This window comes from Sphaerisporangium viridialbum, from assembly GCF_049674955.1.
Taxonomy (GTDB): domain Bacteria; phylum Actinomycetota; class Actinomycetes; order Streptosporangiales; family Streptosporangiaceae; genus Sphaerisporangium; species Sphaerisporangium viridialbum.
The window spans coordinates 4,087,572-4,110,658 of record NZ_CP187232.1 but is presented as its reverse complement, the minus strand read 5'-3'; the positions used below and the strand labels follow the sequence as shown (position 1 = coordinate 4,110,658).

General features: G+C 69.8%; 22 protein-coding genes. 7 read left to right on the top strand and 15 right to left on the bottom strand.

The features are described from left to right. The first annotated feature begins 75 nt into the window (after positions 1–75). Entirely contained in the window at positions 76–2,322 is a 2,247-nt protein-coding gene (locus ACOZ38_RS18240) for a histidine kinase (protein WP_424532064.1), read from the top strand. 122 nt (positions 2,323–2,444) lie between these two features. Here ACOZ38_RS18240 and ACOZ38_RS18235 read toward each other — a convergent pair whose 3' ends face one another. The 3 genes from ACOZ38_RS18235 to ACOZ38_RS18225 form a co-directional block, all read right to left on the bottom strand. Continuing rightward, positions 2,445–3,044, bottom strand: coding sequence for a response regulator transcription factor (locus ACOZ38_RS18235; RefSeq protein WP_424532062.1), 600 nt, complete (start codon positions 3,042–3,044; stop codon positions 2,445–2,447). A gap of 227 nt (positions 3,045–3,271) precedes the next feature. Beyond that, on the bottom strand, positions 3,272–4,942 hold the full coding sequence (locus ACOZ38_RS18230) for a dihydroxy-acid dehydratase (protein WP_424532060.1): 1,671 nt from the start codon (positions 4,940–4,942) through the stop codon (positions 3,272–3,274). A 142-nt stretch (positions 4,943–5,084) separates the two neighbouring features. Further along, complete coding sequence (locus ACOZ38_RS18225; RefSeq protein WP_424532058.1) at positions 5,085–5,753, bottom strand: TetR/AcrR family transcriptional regulator; 669 nt, start codon at positions 5,751–5,753, stop codon at positions 5,085–5,087. Positions 5,754–6,118: 365 nt separating this feature from the next. On the opposite strand from ACOZ38_RS18225, the gene ACOZ38_RS18220 reads away from it, so the two are divergent. Beyond that, a complete protein-coding gene (locus tag ACOZ38_RS18220) occupies positions 6,119–6,529 on the top strand; it encodes a hypothetical protein (protein WP_424532056.1) in 411 nt (136 codons plus the stop codon). Between the two features lie 183 nt (positions 6,530–6,712). On the opposite strand, the gene ACOZ38_RS18215 is transcribed toward ACOZ38_RS18220, so the two are convergent. Next, on the bottom strand, positions 6,713–7,375 hold the full coding sequence (locus ACOZ38_RS18215; RefSeq protein ID WP_424532054.1) for a response regulator: 663 nt from the start codon (positions 7,373–7,375) through the stop codon (positions 6,713–6,715). After that, complete coding sequence (locus ACOZ38_RS18210) at positions 7,372–8,499, bottom strand: sensor histidine kinase (protein WP_424532053.1); 1,128 nt, start codon at positions 8,497–8,499, stop codon at positions 7,372–7,374. The genes ACOZ38_RS18215 and ACOZ38_RS18210 overlap by 4 nt, the downstream gene beginning before the upstream one ends. 214 nt (positions 8,500–8,713) lie before the next feature. On the opposite strand from ACOZ38_RS18210, the gene ACOZ38_RS18205 reads away from it, so the two are divergent. Next, positions 8,714–9,136, top strand: a complete 423-nt coding sequence (locus ACOZ38_RS18205) for a DUF6223 family protein (protein ID WP_424532052.1) — start codon at positions 8,714–8,716, stop codon at positions 9,134–9,136. Positions 9,137–9,167: 31 nt separating this feature from the next. Here the strand turns inward: ACOZ38_RS18205 and mctP are convergent, their stop codons facing one another. The 5 genes from mctP to ACOZ38_RS18180 form a co-directional block, all read right to left on the bottom strand. Further along, positions 9,168–10,814 (bottom strand): monocarboxylate uptake permease MctP, encoded by a 1,647-nt coding sequence (gene mctP / locus ACOZ38_RS18200; RefSeq protein WP_424532050.1) that lies wholly within the window; start codon positions 10,812–10,814, stop codon positions 9,168–9,170. Continuing rightward, the gene (locus ACOZ38_RS18195; RefSeq protein ID WP_424532049.1) at positions 10,811–11,041 is read right to left on the bottom strand and encodes a DUF3311 domain-containing protein; all 231 of its coding nucleotides are present in this window, start codon (positions 11,039–11,041) and stop codon (positions 10,811–10,813) included. The genes mctP and ACOZ38_RS18195 overlap by 4 nt, the downstream gene beginning before the upstream one ends. A 232-nt stretch (positions 11,042–11,273) precedes the next feature. Then, the gene (locus ACOZ38_RS18190) at positions 11,274–11,459 is read right to left on the bottom strand and encodes a CstA-like transporter-associated (seleno)protein (protein ID WP_405148282.1); all 186 of its coding nucleotides are present in this window, start codon (positions 11,457–11,459) and stop codon (positions 11,274–11,276) included. After that, entirely contained in the window at positions 11,459–13,633 is a 2,175-nt protein-coding gene (locus ACOZ38_RS18185) for a carbon starvation CstA family protein (RefSeq protein ID WP_424532047.1), read from the bottom strand. The genes ACOZ38_RS18190 and ACOZ38_RS18185 overlap by 1 nt, the downstream gene beginning before the upstream one ends. Positions 13,634–13,751: 118 nt before the next feature. Next, positions 13,752–13,988, bottom strand: a complete 237-nt coding sequence (locus ACOZ38_RS18180; protein WP_405148279.1) for a DUF3311 domain-containing protein — start codon at positions 13,986–13,988, stop codon at positions 13,752–13,754. A 162-nt stretch (positions 13,989–14,150) separates the two neighbouring features. Here ACOZ38_RS18180 and ACOZ38_RS18175 point away from each other — a divergent pair, with 162 nt between their 5' ends. Genes ACOZ38_RS18175 through ACOZ38_RS18165 form a run of 3 tightly spaced genes read left to right on the top strand, consistent with a single transcriptional unit; the run spans position 14,151 to position 16,578 of the window. Continuing rightward, complete coding sequence (locus ACOZ38_RS18175; protein WP_424532045.1) at positions 14,151–15,683, top strand: sodium:solute symporter family protein; 1,533 nt, start codon at positions 14,151–14,153, stop codon at positions 15,681–15,683. Then, positions 15,680–16,297, top strand: a complete 618-nt coding sequence (locus ACOZ38_RS18170; RefSeq protein WP_405148275.1) for a sigma-70 family RNA polymerase sigma factor — start codon at positions 15,680–15,682, stop codon at positions 16,295–16,297. Before ACOZ38_RS18175 ends, ACOZ38_RS18170 begins: the two co-directional genes overlap by 4 nt. After that, the gene (locus tag ACOZ38_RS18165) at positions 16,294–16,578 is read left to right on the top strand and encodes a hypothetical protein (RefSeq protein ID WP_424532044.1); all 285 of its coding nucleotides are present in this window, start codon (positions 16,294–16,296) and stop codon (positions 16,576–16,578) included. The genes ACOZ38_RS18170 and ACOZ38_RS18165 overlap by 4 nt, the downstream gene beginning before the upstream one ends. Before the next feature lie 57 nt (positions 16,579–16,635). Here ACOZ38_RS18165 and ACOZ38_RS18160 read toward each other — a convergent pair whose 3' ends face one another. The 4 genes from ACOZ38_RS18160 to ACOZ38_RS18145 all read right to left on the bottom strand — a co-directional run bounded on the left by ACOZ38_RS18160 (position 16,636) and on the right by ACOZ38_RS18145 (position 21,236). Then, a complete protein-coding gene (locus tag ACOZ38_RS18160) occupies positions 16,636–18,330 on the bottom strand; it encodes a GAF domain-containing protein (RefSeq protein ID WP_424532043.1) in 1,695 nt (564 codons plus the stop codon). Positions 18,331–18,509: 179 nt separating this feature from the next. Next, positions 18,510–19,364, bottom strand: coding sequence for a universal stress protein (locus ACOZ38_RS18155; protein WP_424532041.1), 855 nt, complete (start codon positions 19,362–19,364; stop codon positions 18,510–18,512). Positions 19,365–19,445: 81 nt separating this feature from the next. After that, entirely contained in the window at positions 19,446–20,108 is a 663-nt protein-coding gene (locus ACOZ38_RS18150) for a CBS domain-containing protein (RefSeq protein WP_424532039.1), read from the bottom strand. A 147-nt stretch (positions 20,109–20,255) separates the two neighbouring features. Next, the gene (locus ACOZ38_RS18145) at positions 20,256–21,236 is read right to left on the bottom strand and encodes an Acg family FMN-binding oxidoreductase (RefSeq protein ID WP_424532037.1); all 981 of its coding nucleotides are present in this window, start codon (positions 21,234–21,236) and stop codon (positions 20,256–20,258) included. A gap of 210 nt (positions 21,237–21,446) precedes the next feature. Between ACOZ38_RS18145 and ACOZ38_RS18140 the strand changes: the two genes are divergently transcribed. Beyond that, the gene (locus ACOZ38_RS18140; RefSeq protein WP_424532035.1) at positions 21,447–22,013 is read left to right on the top strand and encodes a hypothetical protein; all 567 of its coding nucleotides are present in this window, start codon (positions 21,447–21,449) and stop codon (positions 22,011–22,013) included. Between the two features lie 129 nt (positions 22,014–22,142). Here ACOZ38_RS18140 and ACOZ38_RS18135 read toward each other — a convergent pair whose 3' ends face one another. After that, positions 22,143–23,006 carry a fumarylacetoacetate hydrolase family protein gene (locus tag ACOZ38_RS18135; RefSeq protein WP_424532033.1) on the bottom strand — a complete coding sequence of 288 codons (864 nt, stop codon included), beginning with the start codon at positions 23,004–23,006 and terminating at the stop codon, positions 22,143–22,145. Positions 23,007–23,087: the final 81 nt, after the last annotated feature.

The window sequence follows — 23,087 nt, the reverse complement described above, 5'->3', positions numbered from 1 at the left end:
GGATCGCCTGCCAGAGAGCCGATCACCGGTCAGGCATGACCTCGTCATTATTCGGACACTGATAGACATGTCCCCGTGATTCGTGTGCTGCCGGCCGAGGACCGGCGCGCCGGCGTCGGCCGCCGCGCGACCCCACGACTGCTGGACGGCGTGCTCGGCATCCGGGCGCGGGGGATCGTCGTCATGGTGCTCGCCGCGTTCATGTCCGTCTACGTGCTGGCCGGGCCGTTCGGGTTCATCATGGGGCTGCCGGTGCTGGGGCTGCAGCTCATATGGGTGACGCCCTCCCTGAGGCGGTACCGGGGGGTGCCGCTGCTCGCCGTGCAGGCCTGCGCCGCCTACGCGGCGGTGCTCGGCTACGGCACCTCCGTCGGCATCCTCGGCTTCCTGGCCGGCTCGCTGCTGCTCACCCGCCTGTGGCCGCTGGCGCCCGCGGTGGCGGCCGGCGCGGCGGCGATCCACTTCCTGCGCCAGGGCGACGCGTCCGGCACAGCCGACGCCACGATCAGCATGGTGCTGACCGCTCTCGTGATCTACGGGCTGACCCGCCTGACCGAACGCGCCGACGAGGCGCACGCGGCCCGGCTGGCGCTGGCGATGGCCGCCGTCGCCGAGGAGCGGCTGCGGATCGCCGCCGAGCTGAACGACGGCCTCGGCGACGGACTGGCCGCGATCGCGAAAGGTGCCCGCCTCGCCCTGGCCGAGCCGTCACGCACCGCCGAGGTGATCGGTGAGGTCGTCGCCACCGCGCGCGCCGCCCTGGCCGGCGCCCGCACCGCCGCCGCCGGGTACCGCGCGATGTCCCTGGCTCCCGAGATCACGACCGCCCGCGCCATGCTGTCGAGCGCGGGGGTCGTCCCGGAGGTGCGCCTGGGTCACACCGAGCCGCTGGGCCTCGCGGGCGCGCTGCTGGCCACCGTGCTGCGGGAGTCGGTGACCGAGATCGTGCGGCGGGGCACGGCCAGGGCGTGCGTGATCGAGACGGAGGAGTCGGACGGCCGGATGAGCCTGCGCGTCACCAACGACGGCGCGCGGACGGCCGCCGACGACGGCCTGGGCGACCTCCCCCAGCGGGTGGCCGAGGCGGGCGGCGCCCTCACCACCGGTCTCACCCCCGGCGGCCGTCACACGGTCACCGTCACCCTTCCCGTCCACGCCGAGACGCGCTCCGTGCCCGTCCCCCCGCCCACCGGCGAGCGGGCCGAGGGGCGTTGGACGGCGCTCGTGCGGGGTGAGCAGGCCGCCTACACCTTGTCCGTCGTCCTGCTGGCCGCCGTCGTCGTGGGGTTCAGCGTCAAGGCCCTGCTGTACGCGCCGGAGAACGTCCTGGCGGCGGTCGCCTGCCTCGCGGTGATCGTCGTGCTGCAGCTTCGGTCGATCAGCGGCCGCCACATGTGGGCGCTGGCGACGATGGCGCTTCTCACCTACCTGCCGATCCTCTCGTTCGGCCGGGCGTGGCTCGGGGTCGCGGGCTTCCTCGCGGGCCCGATCCTGCTCGCCTTCCCCGCGCCGGTCGCGTGGCCGCTGGTCGCGTGCGTGATGGCGGCCACCGCCGCGACGGGTGCCGCCCTCGGCCTCCCGGTGCCCGAGACGGTCAACTTCACGGTGGGGACGCTGGTCACCGGGCTGGTCGTGTACGGCCTGGTCCGCCTGGCCCAGCTCGTCAAGGAGCTGCGGAGCGCCCGGGAGGAGCTGGCCCGCTCGGCGGTGCTGGAGGAACGGCTGCGCGCGGCCCGCGACCTGCACGACCTGCTCGGCCACAGCCTCGCGGCGATCCTGCTCAAGTGCGAGCTGGCCCGGCGCCTCGATCCGGCACGCGCCCGCGCCGAGCTCCTCGACGTGCTCACCATGACGGCGCGTGCCGAGGCCGACCTGCGGGCCGTGTCCGGCGGGAGCCACGAGCTGCGCCTCACCGCCGAGGCCGAGCACGCCCGCTCGGTGCTCGCCGCGGCGGGGGTCGAGGTGTCGATGGCCCTGGACCACGACGTGCTTCCCGCCGAGGCCGAGACCGTGCTGAGCGCCGTGCTCAGGGAGGCGGTGACCAACGTCCTGCGGCACAGCGCCGCCCGCCACTGCGTCGTCGAGACGCTGGCGGACGCGGAGGGCGTACGGCTGCGCGTGCGCAACGACGGGGTGCGCTCGCTGGAGGTCCGGCGCGGCTCGTCCGGCATCGGCAACCTCAGCACCCGGCTGACGTCCCTCGGGGGGCAGGTGACCACCGAGGCCGGGAACGGCTGGTTCGAGCTCGACGCCCGCGTCCCGCTGGACGGCCTCGGCGATCCCGGCGGAACGGCCCGCCACCCCGCCGCCCGCGCAATGTAATCCCGGCCCGTCCGGTTCCGGCTGGCCCGTCTGGTTCCCGTCCGTCTGGTTCCCGTCCGTCTGGCCCCCGTCCGCCTGGATATGGGTCGGTCTGGCCCGGCCCGCCTGGAACCGGGTGGGTCCTAGATCCAGCCCGCTTCGCCGGCGATGCGCACCGCGTCCGTACGGTTGCGGGCGTTGAGCTTGGCGACCACGGCGGTGAGGTAGTTGCGGGCCGTCCCCGCCGTCACGTACATCCTGGCCGCGATCTCGGTCGCGTCCGCACCCTCGGCCGCGAGACGCAGCACCTCCGCCTCACGGGCCGTCAGCGGGTTGTCGGCCAGGTCCCAGGCGGTGACCGCCAGCGACGGGTCAAGGACCCGCTCCCCCCTGGTCACCTTGCGGATCGCCGCGACCAGGTCCTCGGGTGGCGCGGTCTTCAGCAGGAACCCGTCCACCTGGGCGGCGAGCGCGCGCCGCAGGTGACCCGGCTTGCCGTATCCGGTCAGCATGAGCGTGCGGCAGGCCGGCAGGGCCGAACGCAGCTCGGCCGCGGCGGCGAGCCCGTCGAGCGTGCCCGGCATGTCGATGTCGAGCACCGCCACGTCCGGGCGCTCCGTCAGCGCGGCGGGCACCACGGCGTCGCCGGCGGCGACGATCCGCAGGTCCGGTTCGAGACCGAGCAGCGCCACGAGGGCACCTCTGATGACGTGCTGGTCTTCGGCCAGCAGCACACGAATCACGGGGACATGTCTACCAGTGTCCGAATCATGATGACGTCATGCCGGACTGGTGATCACCGCTCCGGTGGCCCATTCCGCAGCTCAACAGACTGGAGACCTGACGGACCGATGAGGACCGGTTCCCCGGCTTCGCCGCGTGGGCCGCCGCCCGTGACGGCGAGTACGGCCTCGGGAACGGCCCCGGTCGCGGTCCAGGCGGGAGGCGAGCCGCAGGGCGGAGGCACGGGTCAGCAGGTGACCGCGCCGTCGGAGGCGGATCCGACGGTCGCGACGTACTTGGACAGCACCCCGCGCTCGACCGGCCGTTCCGGGCGCCGCCAGGCGGCGCGCCGGGCCGCGAGCTCGGCCTCCTCCACCAGCAGGTCCAGCCGCCCCGCCGCGGAGTCGACGGCCACCAGGTCGCCGTCGGCGACCAGCGCGATCGGGCCGCCGCGATGGGCCTCCGGGGCGACATGGCCGATCACCAGGCCGTGCGAGACGCCGCTGAACCGGCCGTCGGTGACCAGGGCCACCGAGTCGCCGAGCCCCCGGCCGACGAGGGCACCGGTGATGGAGAGCATCTCCCGCATCCCCGGGCCTCCGGCCGGCCCCTCGTAGCGCACCACCACGACGTCCCCCGCCGTGATCGCGCCGCGCTGGATGGCCGCGTAGCAGTCCTCCTCGGAGTCGAACACCCGGGCCGGTCCCTCGCGCCGGAAGTCGGGCCGGCCGCCGAGCTTGAGCACGCAGCCGTCGGGCGCCAGCGAGCCGCGCAGGATCGCCAGCGCCCCCGGACCCTTGACGGGCTCGGCGACGGTCGCCACGACCTTCTGCCCCTCGGCCTCCCGCGCCTGCCCGGCCACCTCGGCCAGGGTCCTGCCGTCCACCAGCGTGACGTCCTCGTCCAGCAGCCCGGCCTCCAGCAGCCGCTTCGCGACCAGCGAGGTGCCGCCGGCCCGCCACAGGTCGGCCGCGGTGTGCCGGCCGCTGGGCTTCAGCCCCGCCACGATCGGCACGCGCCGGCAGACCTCGCCGATGTCGTCGATCGCCAGCGGGATCCCGGCCTCGCGGGCGATGGCCAGCAGGTGCAGCACGGAGTTGGTGGAGCCGCCCATCGCGGCCACCGACACCATCGCGTTGCGCATCGCGGCCTCGGTGAGGATCCGCGAGGGCCGCGCGTCCCGGGCCAGGGCGCCCATCGCGATCTCGCCGACCAGCTCGGCCGCCGCGCCCTTGCCCTCGGCCACGGCCGGGATGTCGCCCACGCCGAACGGGGCCAGGCCGAGGAAGTCGGCGATGCCCGCCATGGTGTTGGCGGTGTACTGGGCCGCACAGGTGCCCGCTCCGGGGCAGGCGTGCCTGGCCAGGTCGTCCAGCTCCTCCTGGGAGACGGCACCGACCGAGCGCTCGCCCAGGGCCTCCCACATGTCCTGGATGGTGACGTCCCTCCCCCGCCAGCGGCCCGGCATCATGCTGCCGCTGTATAGGACGACGGAGGGCACGTCCAGCCGCGCCAGCGCCATGATCGCGGCGGGCACGGTCTTGTCACAGCCCACGACGCACACCAGCGCGTCGAACCCGTGGGCCCTGCCCATCAGCTCGATCGAGTCGGCGATCACCTCGCGGCTGACCAGCGAGGCCCGCATGCCGGGCGTGCCCATGGTCAGGTTGTCCGACACCGCGATCGTGTTGAACTCCAGCGGCGTCCCGCCCGCCCTGCGCACCCCCTCGGCGACGTGGGCGGCCAGCTCGCGGTGGGTGAGGTTGCAGGGCATGGTGCCGGTCCAGGTGGAGGCGATGCCCACCGTCGGGCGTCGCATCGCCTCGTCGTCCAGCCCCATGGCGTACAGGTGGGACCTGGCCGGGGCGCGGTCGGGGTCGCCGGCGATCCCGTGACCGGTGGTGGAGGTCTCGCTCATACCGCATCCTCTCGCACCTCGGCCGACCCGGCACAGACGATCGTGATGGTGACCCACGACCCGGTGGCCGCGTCCTATGCCGACACCGTGGTCTTCTTCGCCGACGGGCGCATCGTGGACACCATGCCGCGCCCGGACGCGGTCAAGACTCACCACGCGAGTCGGCGAAGCCGGTGAGCAGTGCCTCGAGGGCGAACTCGAAGCGGGCCGTGGGGCCGCGGTCCGCGCTGGCTCGGGCGGCTTCGGCGAGGAGCGGGTAGGTATCTGCGGATAGGTCGGCCAGGCGGCTGGTCTGGCCCGGTTCGCCATGTGGCGGGGGCGCGTCGCCGACGCCGGCATCGAGCGCGGCGTGCACGAGGATCAGCCCGTGGAGGGCGTACACCATGTCGAGGGCCCGCCGAGGCTGGAAACCGGCCGTGCGAAGCGATCGGAGAAGTGTCTCCATCATGCGGTGATTGCCCGCGGTGGTCGCCGGCCGGGATAGGACGAGCGGGACCAGATTCGGGTGGCCGGCAAGGGTGTCCAACTGCGCTCGGGCGTAGCCGCGCAGTCCGTCTCGCCAGGCGGTGCCGTCGAAGCTAACCGGTGCCGCGGTGGCGAGTTCTTCGACCATTCCGTCGAGCAGGGCGTCCTTGTTGGGGAAATGGTGATACAGGGCCATCGCCTTGACTCCGAGCTCCGTACCGAGCCCGCGCATGGACAGTGCGGCGAGGCCCTCCCGGTCGGCGAGGCAGATGGCGGCTTGAAGGATGGCCCGGCTGTTGAGGCCGGCGTGCTGCCCGCGGCTCCGGCTGGCGGTCATGGTGCCCATCCCATCTCATTTGACATGTTGTACGGCGTAAAACTAGCATGAGCCGCCTAGTTTTACGCCGTATAACTAGGCGCATGACCCCCGGGCCAAGCCGGCGGGACACCGGCCTGAACCGGTCTCACCTGAGAGGAACCACCACCCCATGGCGCTTGCGGCCCTCTACCAGGTGGCGATGTACGGCGACGCCGGAGATGTCCCGCTGGAAGAGCGATGACCACCATTGGGTCCCCTGCGCCTCCCTCGCCGCGTGACCGCGCTGGAGGCAGTCGCTTTCACCAAGACAGCCAGTGTTACAAGACGGGAAAGTCGAGATGGCAGTAGGAATGACCGCAGCACGTTCAACCAGGCGACGTCGGAGGCTCCTCGTGGCGATGTGGATCGGGCTTGTCCTGACCGTCATCGCCGCTGTCTACCCGTTCGTCGACCGCACCACGACGCATGCCCTGGCCGGCCACATTCAGGCGGGCTATCCCTCCTACGGTGCCGGCGAGATCGATACCGCTGTCACCGCCTACCTGGTCATCTTGTCGGTGGTGGGAGGCTTGGGCCTCATCGGGTGGCTCGGCACGCTGGGGGCGGCGAAGGCCGGCAAGAAGTGGACGCGTTGGGCGGCGACCGGCGTCTTCGCGGTCGCGCTCTGCATCGCGCTCGCCGGGCTGACCGTGGCAGACACCTCCGGCGACGTCGGGCTCGCGCCCGCGATCGGATGGCTCCAGGTGCTTCCCTGCGTGCCGGGACTGCTGGCCGTCGTGATGCTCTGGCAGCGGCGTCAATGACCACGGTGCCTGGAGGCCGGCCGGATGCGCCCGAACTCGTCCCGGGGTGAGAACCCTGGAGAAGGCGTGGATCCGGCCGTCGCAGAGGACGAGTTGCGGTTGCCCGTCCACGGTCATCCAGACGGCCGGGGCCCCGTCGGCGTCGACCACCGGCGGAGCAGGCCTGCACCCGGACCGTGGATGTCAGGAGTCGCGTGGGGCCACCAGGCCGGATTCGTAGGCGAGGACCACGAGTTGGGCGCGGTCACGGGCATGGAGCTTGGCCATGGCCCGGTTGATATGGGTTTTCGCGGTCAGTGAGCTGATCACCATGCGGTCGGCGATCTGGTCGTTGGACAGGCCCTGCGCGACCAGGGCGACGGCCTCACGTTCGCGGTTGGTCAGCTCTTTCAGCCCCGTGCCGGCGCCGGTGCGTAGCGGCTGGGTGACGTACCGGTTGATCAGCTTGCGGGTGATCGACGGTGCGAGCAGGGCGTCGCCGCGCGCGGCGACGCGTACGGAGTGGAGGAAGTCTTCCGGCACGATGTCTTTGACGAGGAATCCGGCCGCGCCGGCGCGCAGCGCGTTGAAGACGTATTCGTCCAAGCCGTAGTTGGTCAGGATGACGACGTGCACCCCAGCCAGGGTCGGGTCCGCGGCGATGCGCCGGGTCGCCTCGATGCCGTCGACAACCGGCATCTGGATGTCGATGAGCGCAACGTCGGGCAGGTGTTCCTTTGCCAGAGCCAGACCCTCCTTCCCGTCCGCGGCCTCGGCCACCACCTCGATGTCGTCTTCGAGGTCGAGGAGCGCGCGGAATCCGCTGCGAATGAGCGGCTGGTCGTCGACCAGCAGGACACGGATCATGACGTTCGGTCCACGGGAAGTTCGGCTTGGACGGTGAAGCCGCCCTCGCCGCGCGGTGCCGCCCGCAGGCGACCGCCGAGGGCGGTGACTCGTTCGCGCATCCCGAGCAGCCCGACGCCGGGCACCGGGGCGGTGTCCGGCGTGGCCTTGCCGTCGTCATCGATGCGTATCGCGAGCGCGTCGGGACCGTAGTCGATCCGGACCGACGCCGTCGCGGCGGCGGCGTGACGGGCGATGTTGGTGAGGGACTCCTGAACGATCCGGTAGACGGTCCGGTCCACCGCGGCCGGCACGTCATGTCGTTGTCCCTCGATCGTCAGCGTCGCGTCCAGGCCGGTCGTCCGAGCCCGTTCCACCAGTTCCGCAACGTGGTCGAGCCCACGCGGCGGGGTCATGTCGTCGTCGCGCAGCGCCTCCAGGGTCGCTCGCAGCTCCCGGGTCGCCTCACGTCCGGCCTCCTGGATCGCCAGCAGGGCCTCCGGCACCTGTTCACCCCGCTTGCGGGCCACGTGGACGGCGACTTCGGCCTGCACCTTGATGACCGAGATCTGGTGGGTGAGCGAATCATGCAGCTCCCGCGCGATGCGCAGCCGCTCCTCGTCGGCGCGGCGCCGCGCGGTCTCCTCCCGGGTGCGCTCGGCTTCGTCCGCCCGCCGCTCGGCCTGCCGCAGCGCTTCACCCGCGGCGCCGGCCGCGATCAGCCAGGCCAGCTCGAGGGCGCCTCGGGCCTGCGCGAGCGCCTCGCCCGTGTCGTGCAGGCCCGAGGCCAGGGCCGCGAGGGGAAGAGCGGCCAGCATGGTCATGCTCGCTGCCACTGTGATGGTGCGGTGCCCCGCCCGCACAGCGGCGTACACCGCGAACAGGTACGCGACGGCAGGCACGTCGAAACCGGCCGCCTGGTAACCCACCGCGCACAGCCCGGTGACGGCCAGGACGGGAACCGGAGCCCGGCGGCGCGCGGCCAGCCCCAGGCCGCCAGCCGCCAGCAGCGCGTAGCCGAACAGGTCGAGGTCCGTGGCGGAGTGCTGTCCGGACAGCCCGGTGACCAGCAGCGTCGCCGCCACGCCGACGGCGATCGCCCAGTCTCTGACACCGGACCGGGCACCGGACCGTCCTGTACTCATGCGCGCACCCTAGCCGGATGTTCGCGCGGGCGACTCCTGTGCACGGATGATCAGCCGCCTACCGCACACGCAGTACCTTTCGCGGCGCCTGCGGCATCCGCGGCAACCGGGTGCGACATCGGCGGCAGCGCGAAGTGCCTGCGTCCGCAGGACGACCGGTGGTGGGTCCACCGGACATGATCAGGCGACGTCCAGTAAGGAGAAGGAGCACCCCATGTCCGTTCGTCACCTGCTTGCCGCCGCCGCAGCCGCCCTGCTCGGAGGTTTCGGGCTTGCCACACCGGCGGCCGCGTATGTCTTGGTCCAGCCGACCGCCGCCAGTGCTTACACCTTGACCGCCGGGCGTCTCTGGTCCTTGGTGGCCGTGCTGCTGGGGCTGGCCGGCGCGGTCATCGGCGGGCTGGCTCTGGCCCGCTCCGCCGGTCGCACCGGCACCGGCACCGGGAGAAGGGGGGCCATCGTGGCCCTGGTGGCGGGGCTGGCCGGCGCGCTCATCGGCGGGCTGGTTGTGGCCGCCGCCGACGGTGGTCCCGGCACCGGCTACGGAATAGTCGGGGGCTTCGTGGCCCTGGTGGTTGGGCTGATCGCCATGGTCCTCGGCGGGCTGGCTCTGGCCCACTCCCGCAGAACTGTCTGACCGCAGCACCGTCTGACGGCGGGCCGCCTGGTCACGAGAGCTCCTTGATGGGTTCGACGTCCGGGTCGCCGATGTCCGCGTGGTAGTCGTCCGCCGACGTCCGGTCGCGGCCGGACGACAGGCCCGCCGCACGGAACAGCATGGTGGCGGCCACGGAGACGGCGGCGTTCAGTACGAACGCGGTCAGGGCGATGTAGCCGGATCGGCCGTCGCCCATCAGGGGGATCTCGGCGAGCGAACCGCCGAAGTGTTTGCCGGACACCGGGTTGACGTTGCCGTACGCGGCGACGGTCCCGTACGTCATGCCGGTGACCCAGCCGGCCAGCAGCGCGCCGGGATGGAACCAGCGCGTGTAGAGCCCGGACACGATCGCCGGGAACGTCTGCAGGATCCAGATCCCGCCGAGAAGCTGGAAATCCAGCGCGAACCTCGTGTCGAGGAACAGGACGAAAGCCAGCGCGCCGAACTTGACGAGAAATGAGACGCCTCTGGAGACAACGAGTTCCTGGCGGGGGCCGGCGGCCGGGTTGATGAACTCCCGGTAGATGTTCCGGCTGAAGATGTTGGCGGCGGCGATCGACATGATCGCCGCGGGTACCAGGGCGCTGATCGCGATGGCGGCCAGGGCGACACCCGCGAACCAGCTCGGGAACAGGTCCGACAGGAGCCGCGGGACCACGAGCTGGGGGTTGGTCCTGCCGTCCATGCCGACCGGCCGGGTGCCGGCCCTTATCGCCAGGAAACCGAGCAGCGCGAACAGCCCGAGCACCAGCGTGTAAGTAGGCAGGAGTGCCGCGCTTCGGCGTACGACGTCGCGGCTCCTGGTCGCCAGGACCGCGGTCACCGTGTGGGGGTACACCACCAGAGCCATCGCCGACCCGAGAGCGAGCGTCGCATAGGGCCACAGGCCGTCGGCTCCGGGGATGAGGACACCCCTGGGCCGCCCGGTCCGCGGATCGATCGCCGCCATCTTCTGTCCCGCCGAGTGGAAGACGCCCTCGAATCCCCCCAGCCGCTGGGGAAGGTAGATGAGTGCGACGATCGCCACCAGGTACAGCAGGAAACCCTTGAGGAAGGCGATGAGCGCCGGCGCCCGAAGCCCGTTGGAGTAAGTGAAGGCTGCCAGCACGGTGAACGCGACGGCGAGAGGCAGGTCCTTGGTGATGGCATCGTCGCCTCCGAGTCCGACGGTCTCGAAGACGGCCTGAATGCCGACGAGTTGCAGGGCGATGTAGGGCAGCGTGGCGAGGAGTCCGGTGACGGCGACGGCGAGGGTGAGTCCTCTGCTCTGGTAGCGGCCGCTCACGAAGTCGGCGGGCGTGACGTAGCCGTGGCGATGGGCGACCGACCACAGCCGCGGCAGGATTACGAAGATCAGGGGATAGACCACGACGGTGTACGGAACGGCGAAGAAGCCGCTCACCGCGCCGGTCGCGTACATCGCCGCGGGTATCGCGATGAAGGTGTACGCCGTGTAGATGTCGCCGCCCAGCAGGAACCATCCGGCGAGGGTGCCGAAGCCGCGACCGCCCAGTCCCCAGTCGTCCAGCGTGTGCACGGGTCCGGCCGTATGGCGCCCCCGCCTGCCCTGAACGGCGGCGAAGCCCATGATCGCGACGATCAGGAAGAAGATCATCAGGACGGTCAGGGCGGTCCAGTCGATGCCGCTTCGGTTCATCGGAGTCCTCCGCCGGAACGGGTTCTCCGGCGCGCCTCGGCGCCCGGCGAACCGGCAGGGGTCATCAGGAGATAGGCGCACCAGGTCGCGCCGGAGGACAGCGGCACCCACAGCAGCTGGTACCAGTAGAAGAACGGAACGCCGAACAGCGACGGGTCGGGACGCGCGTAACTGTCGACCCACAGCAATGCCACGAAGGGTGCAGCCAGCAGCGCTGTGGCGATCATCCTGGCCCAGGGGCCCGGCCCGCCGGATCGGATCGCCTGGACGGGCGGCGACGAGGGGCCCGCCGGTTCGTCCCACCATAGGGTTCGCCGACGGACAGGCAGGGCCGGAATGGGTTCTCGAGGCATCGTTTACCTTGCTTTACTTGTGAGAAATCAGGTACGACGGTGTGCACACCGCCCCGATACGGCGTGCACACCGCGCGAGGACGTCGCTGGGACGGCCTGGTCCCGCTCAGCAACACCTGATGTCAGGGCTGCCGCCCCGCCGGTCGGCTCGTCGCCGTTCGTACTCCCGCCGGGAGAGCGCCGGCACGTTCGGGTCGGAGCGGTGCTCGGCGAGGTAACGGTCGTACTCGCCCTCACCGGTGAGCTCGCGCAGGTACCACCGGGCGAAGCGGAACAGGGAACGCACGGTCATCAGCGTTCCGCGCCTGTTTCGCTGCTACTCGCACCCACTTGCGCAAGCTCATGACGTTCCATGGCAGTGGTGAACAGCCCTGCGGGAGCGACGAGGCCGGACTCGACGTAGGGCGCCTCGGCCAAGGTCAGCGGCTCCCGCGAGCGCAGCGCACGGATGCACGCGACCGCCGCGCTGCCGATCACGACCAGGACCAGGACCGCGAACAACGCCGCGAGGACGCCGTCCACGGTGGAATTGACGACGACCGCATGCATGGCGTCGAGGTTCTTGGCCGGGGGGAGCACCTTGCCCTCGGCCAGCGCGCCGGCGTAGCGCTCCCGTTGGGCGAAGAAACCGATCTTGGGGTCGTCATGGAAGACCTTCTGCCAGCTCGCGGTCAACGTCACCGCCGCGTCGAAGGCGAGTGGGACGCCGGTGACCCATGCCCACCTGAGCTTGCCCGACTTGATCAGGATCGTGGTGCAGAGAGTCAGCGCGATCGCGGCGAGCAGCTGGTTCGCGATACCGAACAAGGGGAACAGCTGGTTGATGCCGCCCAGCGGGTTGCTGACACCGGTGTAGAGGAAGTAGCCCCAGGCCAGCACGACCACGGCGCCGGTCCCCCAGAGGCCGGGCTTCCAGCTGACCCGGCCGAGCGGCTTCCAGATGTTGCCGAGCGTGTCCTGCAGCATGAAGCGCCCGACCCTGGTGCCCGCGTCCACGGTGGTCAGGATGAAAAGCGCCTCGAACATGATCGCGAAGTGGTACCAGAACGCCTTGAGCCCCGCGCCGCCGAAGACTCCGGACAGGATCTCCGAGATCCCGACGGCGAGGGTGGGGGCACCGCCGGTACGGGCGATCACACTGTTCTCGTGGACCGCCGCGGCGGCGGCGCGGAGATCGTCCGGAGTGATGATGAAGCCCAGTTTCGCCACCGCGGCCGCCGCGCTCTCCGGCGTGGTGCCGAGCAGGGCGGCCGGCGCGTTCATCGCGTAGTACAGCCCTGGTTCGAGTACGCAGGCGGCGATCAGCGCCATGACGGCGACGAACGACTCCATGAGCATCGCGCCGTACCCGATCAGGCGGACCTGCGATTCCTTCTGGATCATCTTCGGGGTGGTGCCGGAGGCGATGAGCGAGTGGAAGCCCGAGAGCGCGCCGCAGGCGATGGTGATGAACAGGAACGGGAACAGCGTCCCGGAGAAGACCGGCCCGCCGCCGCTGACGGCGAACTTGGTGACCGACTCGGCCGAAAGGTCCGGGGCGGCCACCAGCACACCGACCGCGAGCAGCCCTATCGTGCCGACCTTCATGAACGTCGACAGGTAGTCACGCGGGGCCAGCAGCATCCACACCGGAAGCGCCGATGCCAGGAAGCCGTACACCACCAGGCAGATGACCAGGGCCTGGGGACTGAGAGTGAAGGCGTCGGCCCAGGGGGAGCCCTCGACCCAGCCGCCCCCCACGATGGCCAGCAGCAACAGCCCGACACCGATGACCGAGGTCTCCATGACCCTGCCCGGCCGCAGCACTCGCAGGTAGAAGCCCATGAACAGAGCGATGGGAATGGTCATCGCGATGGAGAAGGTGCCCCACGGTGATTGGGCGAGAGCGTTCACCACCACGAGGGCGAGGACCGCCAGCAGGATGATCATGATGGCGAACACCGCGAGCAGCGCGGCGGCGCCGCCGATCGGGCCGATCTCCTCACGGACCATCTGCCCGAGGCTCTTGCCGTCACGGCGCATGGAGAAGAACAGGGTGACCATGTCCTGAACGGCGCCGGCCACGATGGCCCCGACGATGATCCACATCGTCCCCGGCAGGTAACCCATCTGCGCGGCGAGGACCGGCCCGACCAGCGGCCCCGCGCCGGCGACGGCGGCGAAGTGGTGACCGAGCAGCACCCGCCGGTCGGTCGGATGGAAGTCGACCCCGTTGTTCAGCCGTTCCGCGGGGGTCGCGCGACGGTCGTCGACGCCGAGCACGCGCCTGGCGATGAAGCGGGAGTAGAAGCGGTACGCGATCGCGTACGAGCCGAGGGCGGCGCCCACCAGCCAGATCGCCGAGATCGGCTCACCGCGGGACAGGGCCAGGAAGCCCCAGGCCACGGCGCCCGCTACCGCGACCACCGTCCAGACGAGTATCGACCTAGGGGTGACTCTCGAACCGGCAGTACCAGGTCTGGGCATACGTGATCCTCCTCAATCAGGGCAGCACAAAGCGATGGAACGGTGCTGTTGTCCGTGGAATACGACCGCTCAGAGGCCGGACGGCGGCCGAGCGGCGTCGATGACGATGACGACCGTGCTAGAGATGATCACGATCTCGGGGTGGGCGTTTCCCTCCACGCCGGAGCAGGTAGGCGGCGCCCATGAAAACGATGCTCCCCGGCACCCACATGAGCTGATACCAGAAGAAGAACCTCATCCCCGCCAAGTGCGGCGTCTCATGTGGATACCAGGGCACCCATAGGAGCGCCGCGACGGGGATGGCGAGGCAGACACCCGCCGCGACGCGCCGCGGTGATCGAATCGGCTTCGCCATCACGCCCTCCGGAATCTTCTACGGGTCTCGTTGCAAGGGTTGCGAAGGCCGACGATCCGGATTACACGGATTTCACGGAGATTTCGTGTCAACCAACTGTGAGAACTACGCAACATAGGGATATTGCGAAGGCGTGCTGGACGGTGGCGAATGATCGACCCGATGAGTGCAGTGACCTTCTTCGGCGTGCTCAGCGGCACCTCCCTCATCGCGGTCGCCGCACGCCGTTTCCGGCCGCCCCCCGAGCTGCCGACCCTGGAGAGCTGGGCACTGGCGGATCGCCGGCTCGGCACGCCGATGACCTGGTTCCTCCTCGGAGGGACGATCTACACGTCCTACACCTTCGCCGCCGTACCAGGCCTGGTGTACGGCACGGGGGCGCTCGGATTCTTCGCGCTGCCGTACACCGTGATCGTGTACCCCCTGGCGTTCGTCCTGCTCCCCCGGCTCTGGTCGCTGGCACGGCGGCACGGCTACATCACCGCCGCCGACTTCGTAAGGGGACACTACGGCTCACCGGCTCTCGCGCTGGTCGTCGCGATCACCGGTGTGCTGGCGACCATGCCGTACATCGCGCTGCAGATCGTCGGCATCCGGGCGGTGCTGTCCGCCGGCGGGCTGTACCCGCGGGGGGTGCTGGGCGACCTCGCGCTGGTCGCGGTGTTCGCGGTGCTGGCCATGGCCACCTACCGGCACGGCCTGCGCGCCCCGGCGATCATTTCGGTGGTGAAGGGCGTGGCCGTCTTCAGTTCGGTCCTCGCCGTCTCCTTCCTCGTACTCGACCGGCTCGGCGGACCCGGGCCGATGTTCGACGGCGCGGAGCGCGCACTGTCGTCCCGGACGACACCCCAGGTCTCGCTGACCCTGGAGCCGAGCCTGTTCCCCGTGTACTCCACGCTCGCGGTCGGCTCGGCGCTCGCCCTGCTGATGTACCCCCACGTGCTGACCGCCGCCTTCGCCGCCTCAGGTCCGGACACGCTGCGCCGAACGTCGATCGCGCTGCCGGCGTGGACCGCGATGCTCGGGCTGTTCGCGATGCTGGGCGTCGCGGCTCTCGCGGTCGGCGTCCAGGCACCACCCGGCAACGCCGAAGCCGCCGTCCCCCTGCTGGTCAGGGAACTGATGCCTGCGGCACTCACCGGACTGGTCTTCGGCGCCCTCGCCGTGGGCGCGCTCGTACCGGCCGCGGTCATGTCGATCGCGGTGGCGACGTCGTTCGTCCGCAACATCTACGTCGAGTACTTCCACCCGACGGCAACGCCCAAGCACCAGACCCGGATCGCACAGATGATCTCACTCGGCGCCAAAGCCGGCGCGGTCGTCTTCGTGTTCGGGCTTCGCGACCAGGACGCCATCAACCTGCAACTGCTCGGCGGCGTCTGGATCCTGCAGATCTTCCCCGCCGTCGCCATCGGTGCGTTCACCCGCCGGCTCCACTACCAGGCGCTGCTGGCCGGCTGGGTGACCGGCATGGCCGCCGGCACCCTCATGGTGGTCTACAGCGGCTTCTCGTCGTTGGTACCCCTGGGCCTGGGCGGACAGGGCGTACAGGCATACGCCGCGGTCGTGGCGCTGGCTCTCAACCTCGCCGTCGTCTTGGCACTCACCCCGGTCCTCAACCGGCTGAGCGGATCACGCATCCAGGCCCAGCGCGGTCCGATCAACACGCCACCTGAAGCGGAGACGGTCCCATGACCAGGATCCTGCCGGACACCCGGCTACGGGCGCCGCGCGAGACGGACCCGATATCCCGGGAGATGTCCGCGGTGATGACCGAAGAGCCGCCCGCCCTCGCGGACCGCTCAGCCCCCCTCCCACCGGCCGCGGACCCGGAGACCGCGGTGACCCGGCTGTTCGAGACGCACTACACCGGTCTCCTCAGGCTGGCCGTGCTCCTCGGCGCCGACGACGCCGAGGACATCGTCGCCGAGGCGTTCTGCCAGTTGCACCACCGATGGAATCGACTGCGGTCGGCCGAAGCCGCCCTGCCGTACCTGCGCTCGGTGGTCTGCAACCTCACCCGTATGCGGCTGCGCCACCTTCAGGTGGTCCGCAAACACGCGGATTGGAACACCGGATCCGAGCAGTCGGCTGAGAACATCGCCTTGCTCCACGACGAACACAAAGCACTCATCACCGCCCTCCAGGAACTATCGGTGCGTCAACGCGAGGCGCTGGTGCTGCGATATTGGCTCGGCCTACGCGAAAGCGACATCGCCGTGGCCATGGGCATCTCCTGCGGAGCGGTCAAGGCGCACACTGCTCGCGGCATGGCCGGCCTCACCAAAAGCCTGCAGGAGCGACGATGACCACCGGCCCGTCCAGCACGGAAGACCAGCTGCGCGAGGTGCTCAGCATCCTCGCCGACAACGTCGAGGCGGCACCGGACGCCTACCGCAAAGTTCAGGGTGAATGGCGACGCCGGGAACGCAGACGCCGCCTCACACTGGCCATCCTGATCGCGGTCGTCTTCGCCGTCGCCGACGTCGCCGGCCTCTGGGCACTCAACCACTCCCCCGACCAGCCGCACATCGTCTTCAACGAGCCGGCCCCGCCCCCGTCGCACGCCCCGCTCCCCGGCAGGCCATGAACCTCGCCGCCAGAGACCATGTTCGCAGCGCCGAAGATGGCCTGCCCGCGGCCGGTGCTAGGCGAGGGGGACCCGCCATTCCAGGTGGGTGCCTCCGGTTGGGGGTGAGTTCACCTGGAAGGAGCCGCCGAGACGGCCGGCGCGTTCTTCGAGGTTGCGCAGGCCGCTGCGTCTGCCTTCCGCCGGGACTCCGACCCCGTTGTCCGCCACGACCATGGTCAGCCACCCCTCGTGGACACGGGTCGTCACGTCGGCTCGGGAAGCCTTCGCATGGCGTACCACGTTGGACAACGCCTCACGCAGCACGGCCGGGACCTGTTCGGCGATCTCTGGGGACACTCCGTTGTCCAGCTGGCCTTCCATGCTCAGTCCCGGCATGAACCCCAGGTGGCCACGCGCGGCCTCCACCACGTCCACGATCTGGGCGCGCAGGCTTGGCGTGCCCGGCTGGCTAGGGGTCTGGAGGGCGAAGATGGTGGAGCGGATCTGCCGGATGGTGCCGTCGAGTTCGTCGATCGCATTCTGCAACCTGGTGGAGGCCTCCGGTCGTTCGACCAGGCGGACCGCGCTCATAAGCGTCATGGCCACCGCGAAGAGCCGCTGAATCACGACATCGTGCAGATCCTTGGCGATACGGTCGCGATCCTCCAGCAGGCCCAGCCGCTCGGCGTCCCTGCGGGTCTCGGCCAGTTCCAGCGCGACGGCCGCCTGCCCGGCGAAGGCATGAAGGGTGCGCAGTTCGGCATGACTGTATGGACTGCGCCCAGGACGCTTCGCCAGGGACAGCACACCACGCACGGCACCCGGAGCACCGAACGGAACGGCCGCTACCGGGCCGACCGGAACAGGCTGGGCGAAGGCGATGAGGACATCGCTTTCCGCTGGGCTCTCCACCATGAGCGGCTCACCGGTCACGAAGGCCCGGCCGGCGAGCGAGCCGGCGACCTCTCCGGTGGTGTACTGCTTCTCGTCCTGACCGTCCTCGAGAACGAGGCGGAGGGTGCCCACCTCGTCGCCGGGGAGCAGCAGCGCCACCACGTCGGCATTGGCCATCTCCCGGGCCCGCCGTGCCATCAACGCGAGCACCTCTCGTGGTTCGGCTCCGGACAGCAGGCGAGTGGTGATCTCCGAGGAGGCCTCCAGCCAGCTCTCGCGACGCCGGGTCTCCTCGTACAGCCGGGCGTTCTCGATGGCCACACCGGCCGCGGTGGCCAGGGCGACGACGATCGCCTCGTCTTCGTCGTCGAACTCGCCGCCTCCCCGCTTCTCGGTGAGGTACAGGTTGCCGAACACCTCGTTTCGGACCCGGACCGGCACGCCGAGGAAGCTGCCCATCGGCGGATGCCCCGGAGGGAAGCCGTAGGACTCGGGATGCTGGGAGATATGGGTCAGCCGCAGTGTCTGGGGCTCCTTGATGAGCAGCCCGAGCAGTCCGAGGCCGTGCGGCCAGTGCTCGATCCGGGCAATCTCCTCCTCACTCAGCCCTACCGGGACGAACTGCACCAGCGTGTTCCCATCGCCGATCACTCCCAGCGCGCCGTAGCTGGCATCCACCAGGGTGGCGGCGGTTTCCACGATCCGGTGCAACACGGTTTCCAGATCGAGATCGCTCCCTACCGAGACGACCGCGTCCAGCAACCCGTGCACGCGGTCGCGGGTGGCCAGCACGGCCTCCAGTCGTGTCCGCAGCTCCGACAGCAGATCGTCCAGCCGCATTTGCGGCAGAAGCGAACGAAGCTTGTTGTCCGTCATACCAGGGAGTTTGACACCAAGTAGTCGTCTAGGCCCACGCGCCCTCTAGCAAAGTGCCCTCAGGGCGGATCAGCCCGGCTCCGTTCTCTTCAGCACGCTCGATTGTTCCTGGGCTCGCGCTCGGAACCACAGTGCGGCTTTCGCCGGCCGATGCGGGCGGATGGAGAACGGTTTCGGGGTCAGGAACGGACGACGGCCACGGGACAGGAGGAGTGGTGCAGGAGAGCTCGGCTGACGGAGCCGAGGAGCAGCGCACCGACCGTGCCTCTGCCGTGGGAGCCCACGACCACAAGGTCGGCTCTCTTGGACGCCTGGGTGAGCGCGTCGACGGGGTGGGCGCACTGAACGTCCTCTATAACCGTGACGCGGGGATACCTGCCGCCCAGGGTCGCCAACCTCTGAGCCAGGAGCTGGTGCTGGGCCCGTCGGACGTCGTCCATGTCGTAGGGGATCCCGGGGATGTAACCGTGCCGGGGCGACAGCCACGCATGGAGGGCACGAAGCGTGGCGCCACGGAGCAGTGCCTGCTCGAAGGCGTAGGCCAGGGCGGGCTCGCATTCGGCGGAGTCGTCCACTCCGACGACGATCTCGCCGTGCGCGGCCTCGGCGTCCGGGCGTACGACGACCACGGGGCAGTGAGCTCGCCCTGCGACGTGGCCGCTGACCGAGCCCAGCATGGCTCCGGCGAAACCGCCCAAGCCCCTGCTGCCGACCACGATCTGGGCGGCGTCCTTCTCCTGGTCGCAAAGGACCGTGGCGGGGTACCCCTCGATCATCTCGGTCGTCACCGTGGCCTCCGGCCGGTGTCGCAGAGCGCGGGCCGCGGCATCGGCGAGTATGCGTTCAGCGGCATGAACCAGCATGTCACCGGCATCGGGAGGAGCGGGGTACCTCGCGATGCTGTAGGGCCAGTGCTCCACCACCGAGACGATGTGCAGGGGTACCTTCTTGCGCGTGGCGTCATCGACGGCCCACTCCACAGCGGCGGCCGCGGAGACCGAACCGTCAGTACCCACCACGATCCTCTTGGACATGATCCCTCCCTTGCCTGGCCATCCGCCCAGCGGATGGGGCCATTTCTGAGCCGGGCGCATCCGGTCCGGCTATCGCCTCTCTCATTCGGGGGTGTCGTTCTCGCAACCGATCTCATCGATCACATCGACGACTCCGTTCACCCGCTGGGTCAGCCGGACGGCGATCTCGGCTTCGCCACGGAGCCGCATGTGGCCGGTGAGGGTCACCACTCCGCGGCGGGTCGCGACCTTGATGCTGGAGGTCTCGATCCACAGGGAACGGGTCAGAACGTCTTCACGCACCTCACGGGAGATCTCCTCGTCGCTCCGGACGAACACCTTCAGCAGGTCGTGGCGGCTGACGACACCCACCAGACGCCCCTCGTCATCGGTGACGGGCAGCCGTTTCACTCCATGCTCGTCCATGAGCCTGGCTGCGGTGACAACAGTGGTGTCAGGCTTGGCGGTGCGAGCCGGCGTCGTCATCAGGTCGACGGCCGTCTCGCCCCGCGCCTTGCCCTCGGCGTTCCGGCCCTGCCGGCTGATCTGGTCACGGACACGCGCGCGCAGCGGGGGACGGTAGCCCTCACGGTAGAACTGGTCCCTGAACTCCTCCTTGCGGAGCAGATCCGCCTCGGAGACGACTCCGACGACGTGCCCTTTCACATTCATCACCGGAACCGCGCTCACCTGACGGGCGATGAGCATCTCGGCGATGTCCTTGAACGGTGTGTCTTCATCGACCGAGGCGACTTCCGTCGTCATGACGTCTTGCACCTTCATGTGCATGATGACCCTCCTTCGGGTCCTCGCGGGCCCGCTGTGAGGGCGGGCCCGCGGGCTCCATCTTCTGTTCGACCTTCAACTCCATCCCATCCATCGGCCCGCGTCAGGCAAAGAAGGCGGAGGTCCTCAAGGGCAGGGTCTTTGGGCACGACCGGTCCGTAGTTCTGCCGGAAGGCGGCGCGGCGCGCGCGGCACGGCCGGGCCGTACCCCAGCCTGATGATCATCTGGGGATGTCCGCGCCGGTGGTGGGGATCAGCGCGGCGGCGCATGTCCCGCAGATCGAGAGGCTGGTTGAGGAACGAGGCCGAGACGCCATGCGCGCTCGCGAGGAGCAACACCCGCTGCAATGCCTGCCCGGCTCGCAGCCAGTCTGCGGGACGGTCGCCGGGAGTGGTGAGCACCGCGATCTGCGGCTGATGCTCGAAGTGCTCGGCAGGCCGGTCCGGATGCGTGCCGAAGTCACGGATCGCAGTCGAGTCGCCGGCCGGGCGTGGGCCGAGGACGTAGGAGGGCAGGCCGTCGTAGTGGGTTCCTCTCATCGTCCACGCCCGCAGCTCCGCCAGGTAATCGTGGTCCCCGGTCAGCTCCTCCTGGGCGATCGCGACGTAGTCGAGCAGGTCCGCCGCCCCGCGCCCGTCCAGGGGGACGAGATTGGCACCTTGTCTGGATGCCGCGATCCGCAGCTCCGCCAGCACCCCGGGCGGGACTCGCCTGTCGCTGAACGGCTCGCGGTTGGTACGTCTCCGGCCGATGTTGGCGTACAGCTCCTGTTCGGTCACAGACGGCGTCCGTGACTCCGGCATGCGGACGGTGGCCAGTAGGTGCCGCTCGCACCGGGGGTCGGGCAGCAGCGAGGTCAGGGGTTGGTATCCGGCCACACGGATGGCCAGGCGCAGGTTGAACAGAGCGGCGCCACAGCTCACGTGCAGGGAGCGGCCACGCGGGTCGCTGGTCCTGAGCCTGCGGTCAGGATCGGCGAGCACCTCGATGCACTTTCCGGGTACGACCCGAAAGCGCCACGGCTGGGTGTTGTGGACCGAAGGTGCCTGACCGGCCGCGGCCAGCAACCAGCGGACACCGAGGTCTGTGGCACCGGGAAAGGGCATGACGTACCTCCTTCAGCGACGTGCATCGACGTGCATCGACGTCTTGAGGCTCGTGTCCTGGCCGGGCGGGCGACAGAGCCTAAGGTCCCGGATCGATCAGGACGTCCGGCTGGACAGGCCAAGCCGGACGGCACTGCCTGATGGAACGGCGAAACGATGTGATGAGGGCGGAAGAAACAGTGACCCCCGCACTGAAAGGGAAGGCCAGCCATGGCACTCACCGAAGGGCGCCACCAGAATGACGCCGCTGCCCATACCCCCGTCGTGAAGGTCGAGCACCCGCGCGGGGAGGCCCGGCCCGTCGAATACGCCTGGGCCGTCGCCCGCATCGCCATCGGGTGGGTCTTCCTGTGGGCCTTCCTCGACAAGCTCTTCGGCTGGGGCTTCGCCACCCCCGCCAACCGCGCGTGGATCCACGGCGGCAGCCCGACCACCGGCTTCCTCAAGGGCACCACCGAGCACACCTTCGGCGGGTTCTTCGCCGGCCTGGCCGGCCAGCCCTGGGTCGACTGGCTGTTCATGATCGGCCTGCTGGGCATCGGCACCGCCCTCATCCTCGGGGCAGGCATGAAGATCGCCGCCACCACCGGAAGCCTGCTCCTGGTGTTCATGTGGGCGGCCGAACTCCCGCTGGCCACCAACCCCTTCATGGACGAGCACATCATCTACGCCATCGTGCTGGTCGGCCTTGCGCTGGTGGGCGCCGGCAACACGCTCGGCATCGGCGAATGGTGGGGCGACACCCGGCTCGTCAGGCGCTACCCCGTCCTCAAGTAGGCCTCTGATCAACCACGGCTCGCCCGCTCTTCACCACGAAGGGCGGGCGCCGACGTTTACCCATGCCTGATATGCGGACCCCTGCCCACCGCGAACTCCGCCGTCCCCCATGGCCCCGGCATACGGAAATCACATCTGGTGAATATCGTTGATGAGCGTGCCGATGGCATCACACCCGATGGTTCGTGTTTCGCCGATCCTCCGTTGGTAGTCGATCTCTCGCAGCGTGTGCGTCCCTGTGACGTCGGTTCCTACGTGAATGATGTCGCCCGGGAACAGTGTGTGGTGGTCGCTCGCGTGCGCGATGACTTCCGCCACGGAGTAGATCAACCGTTCGGCGCGGCACTCGATCCTCACGTCGTCGCCCGTGGCCAGCGTGATGCTGAGCCGATCGGGGTCGGGGATCTCGTCCCTGGTCACGATCCACGGTCCGCAAGGCTTGAAACCGTCGGTGCCCTTGGCGCGCAGGTGGTAGGTGACCCTCATGTCCCCATGCTCGAAGCCGGACGCGTCCTGGGGCCGCCCGCGGTGACGGCGATCCAGCTCAGCGGCTCTGGATCCCGGTACCACGACCGTATCGCCGGCTCGCAGGGCGGGGGCGGAAACGTCGTCGATGAGCGTGTACCCGAAGACGTGGTCCAAGGCGCCGGCCACATCGATCCGCGTTCCCTGCCGCCCGATCACCACGGCCAGCTCGGGCTCAGGGTGGACGAGTCCGAACGCTGGTCGGATCCGGATCGGTTGCCGGTGCCCGACCAGCGCCGAACTGGGCGAGGAGAAGAATGGCGGATGGTCCGGAACGGACGACGCGAACGAGGCGAACACGGGGCTGTTGAAGCCGACACCCAGGATCTTCGCCGGCCGCGGGATCGGCGGCAGCCAGGCACGGAGCCGGTCGATCTCGGCCACGCTGGTGGCGGCTCTGGACTCATCGTGATAGAGCGCGTGGGTCAGGCGCGGGTACAGGTCATCCCATTGTTCGATGAGCGTCATGACGCCGTAGAGGCCCGGGCCGCCGACGACATCCCCGACCGGCATCCCCCGACCGGCCGAGTCGAACAGGACCGGCTCGGG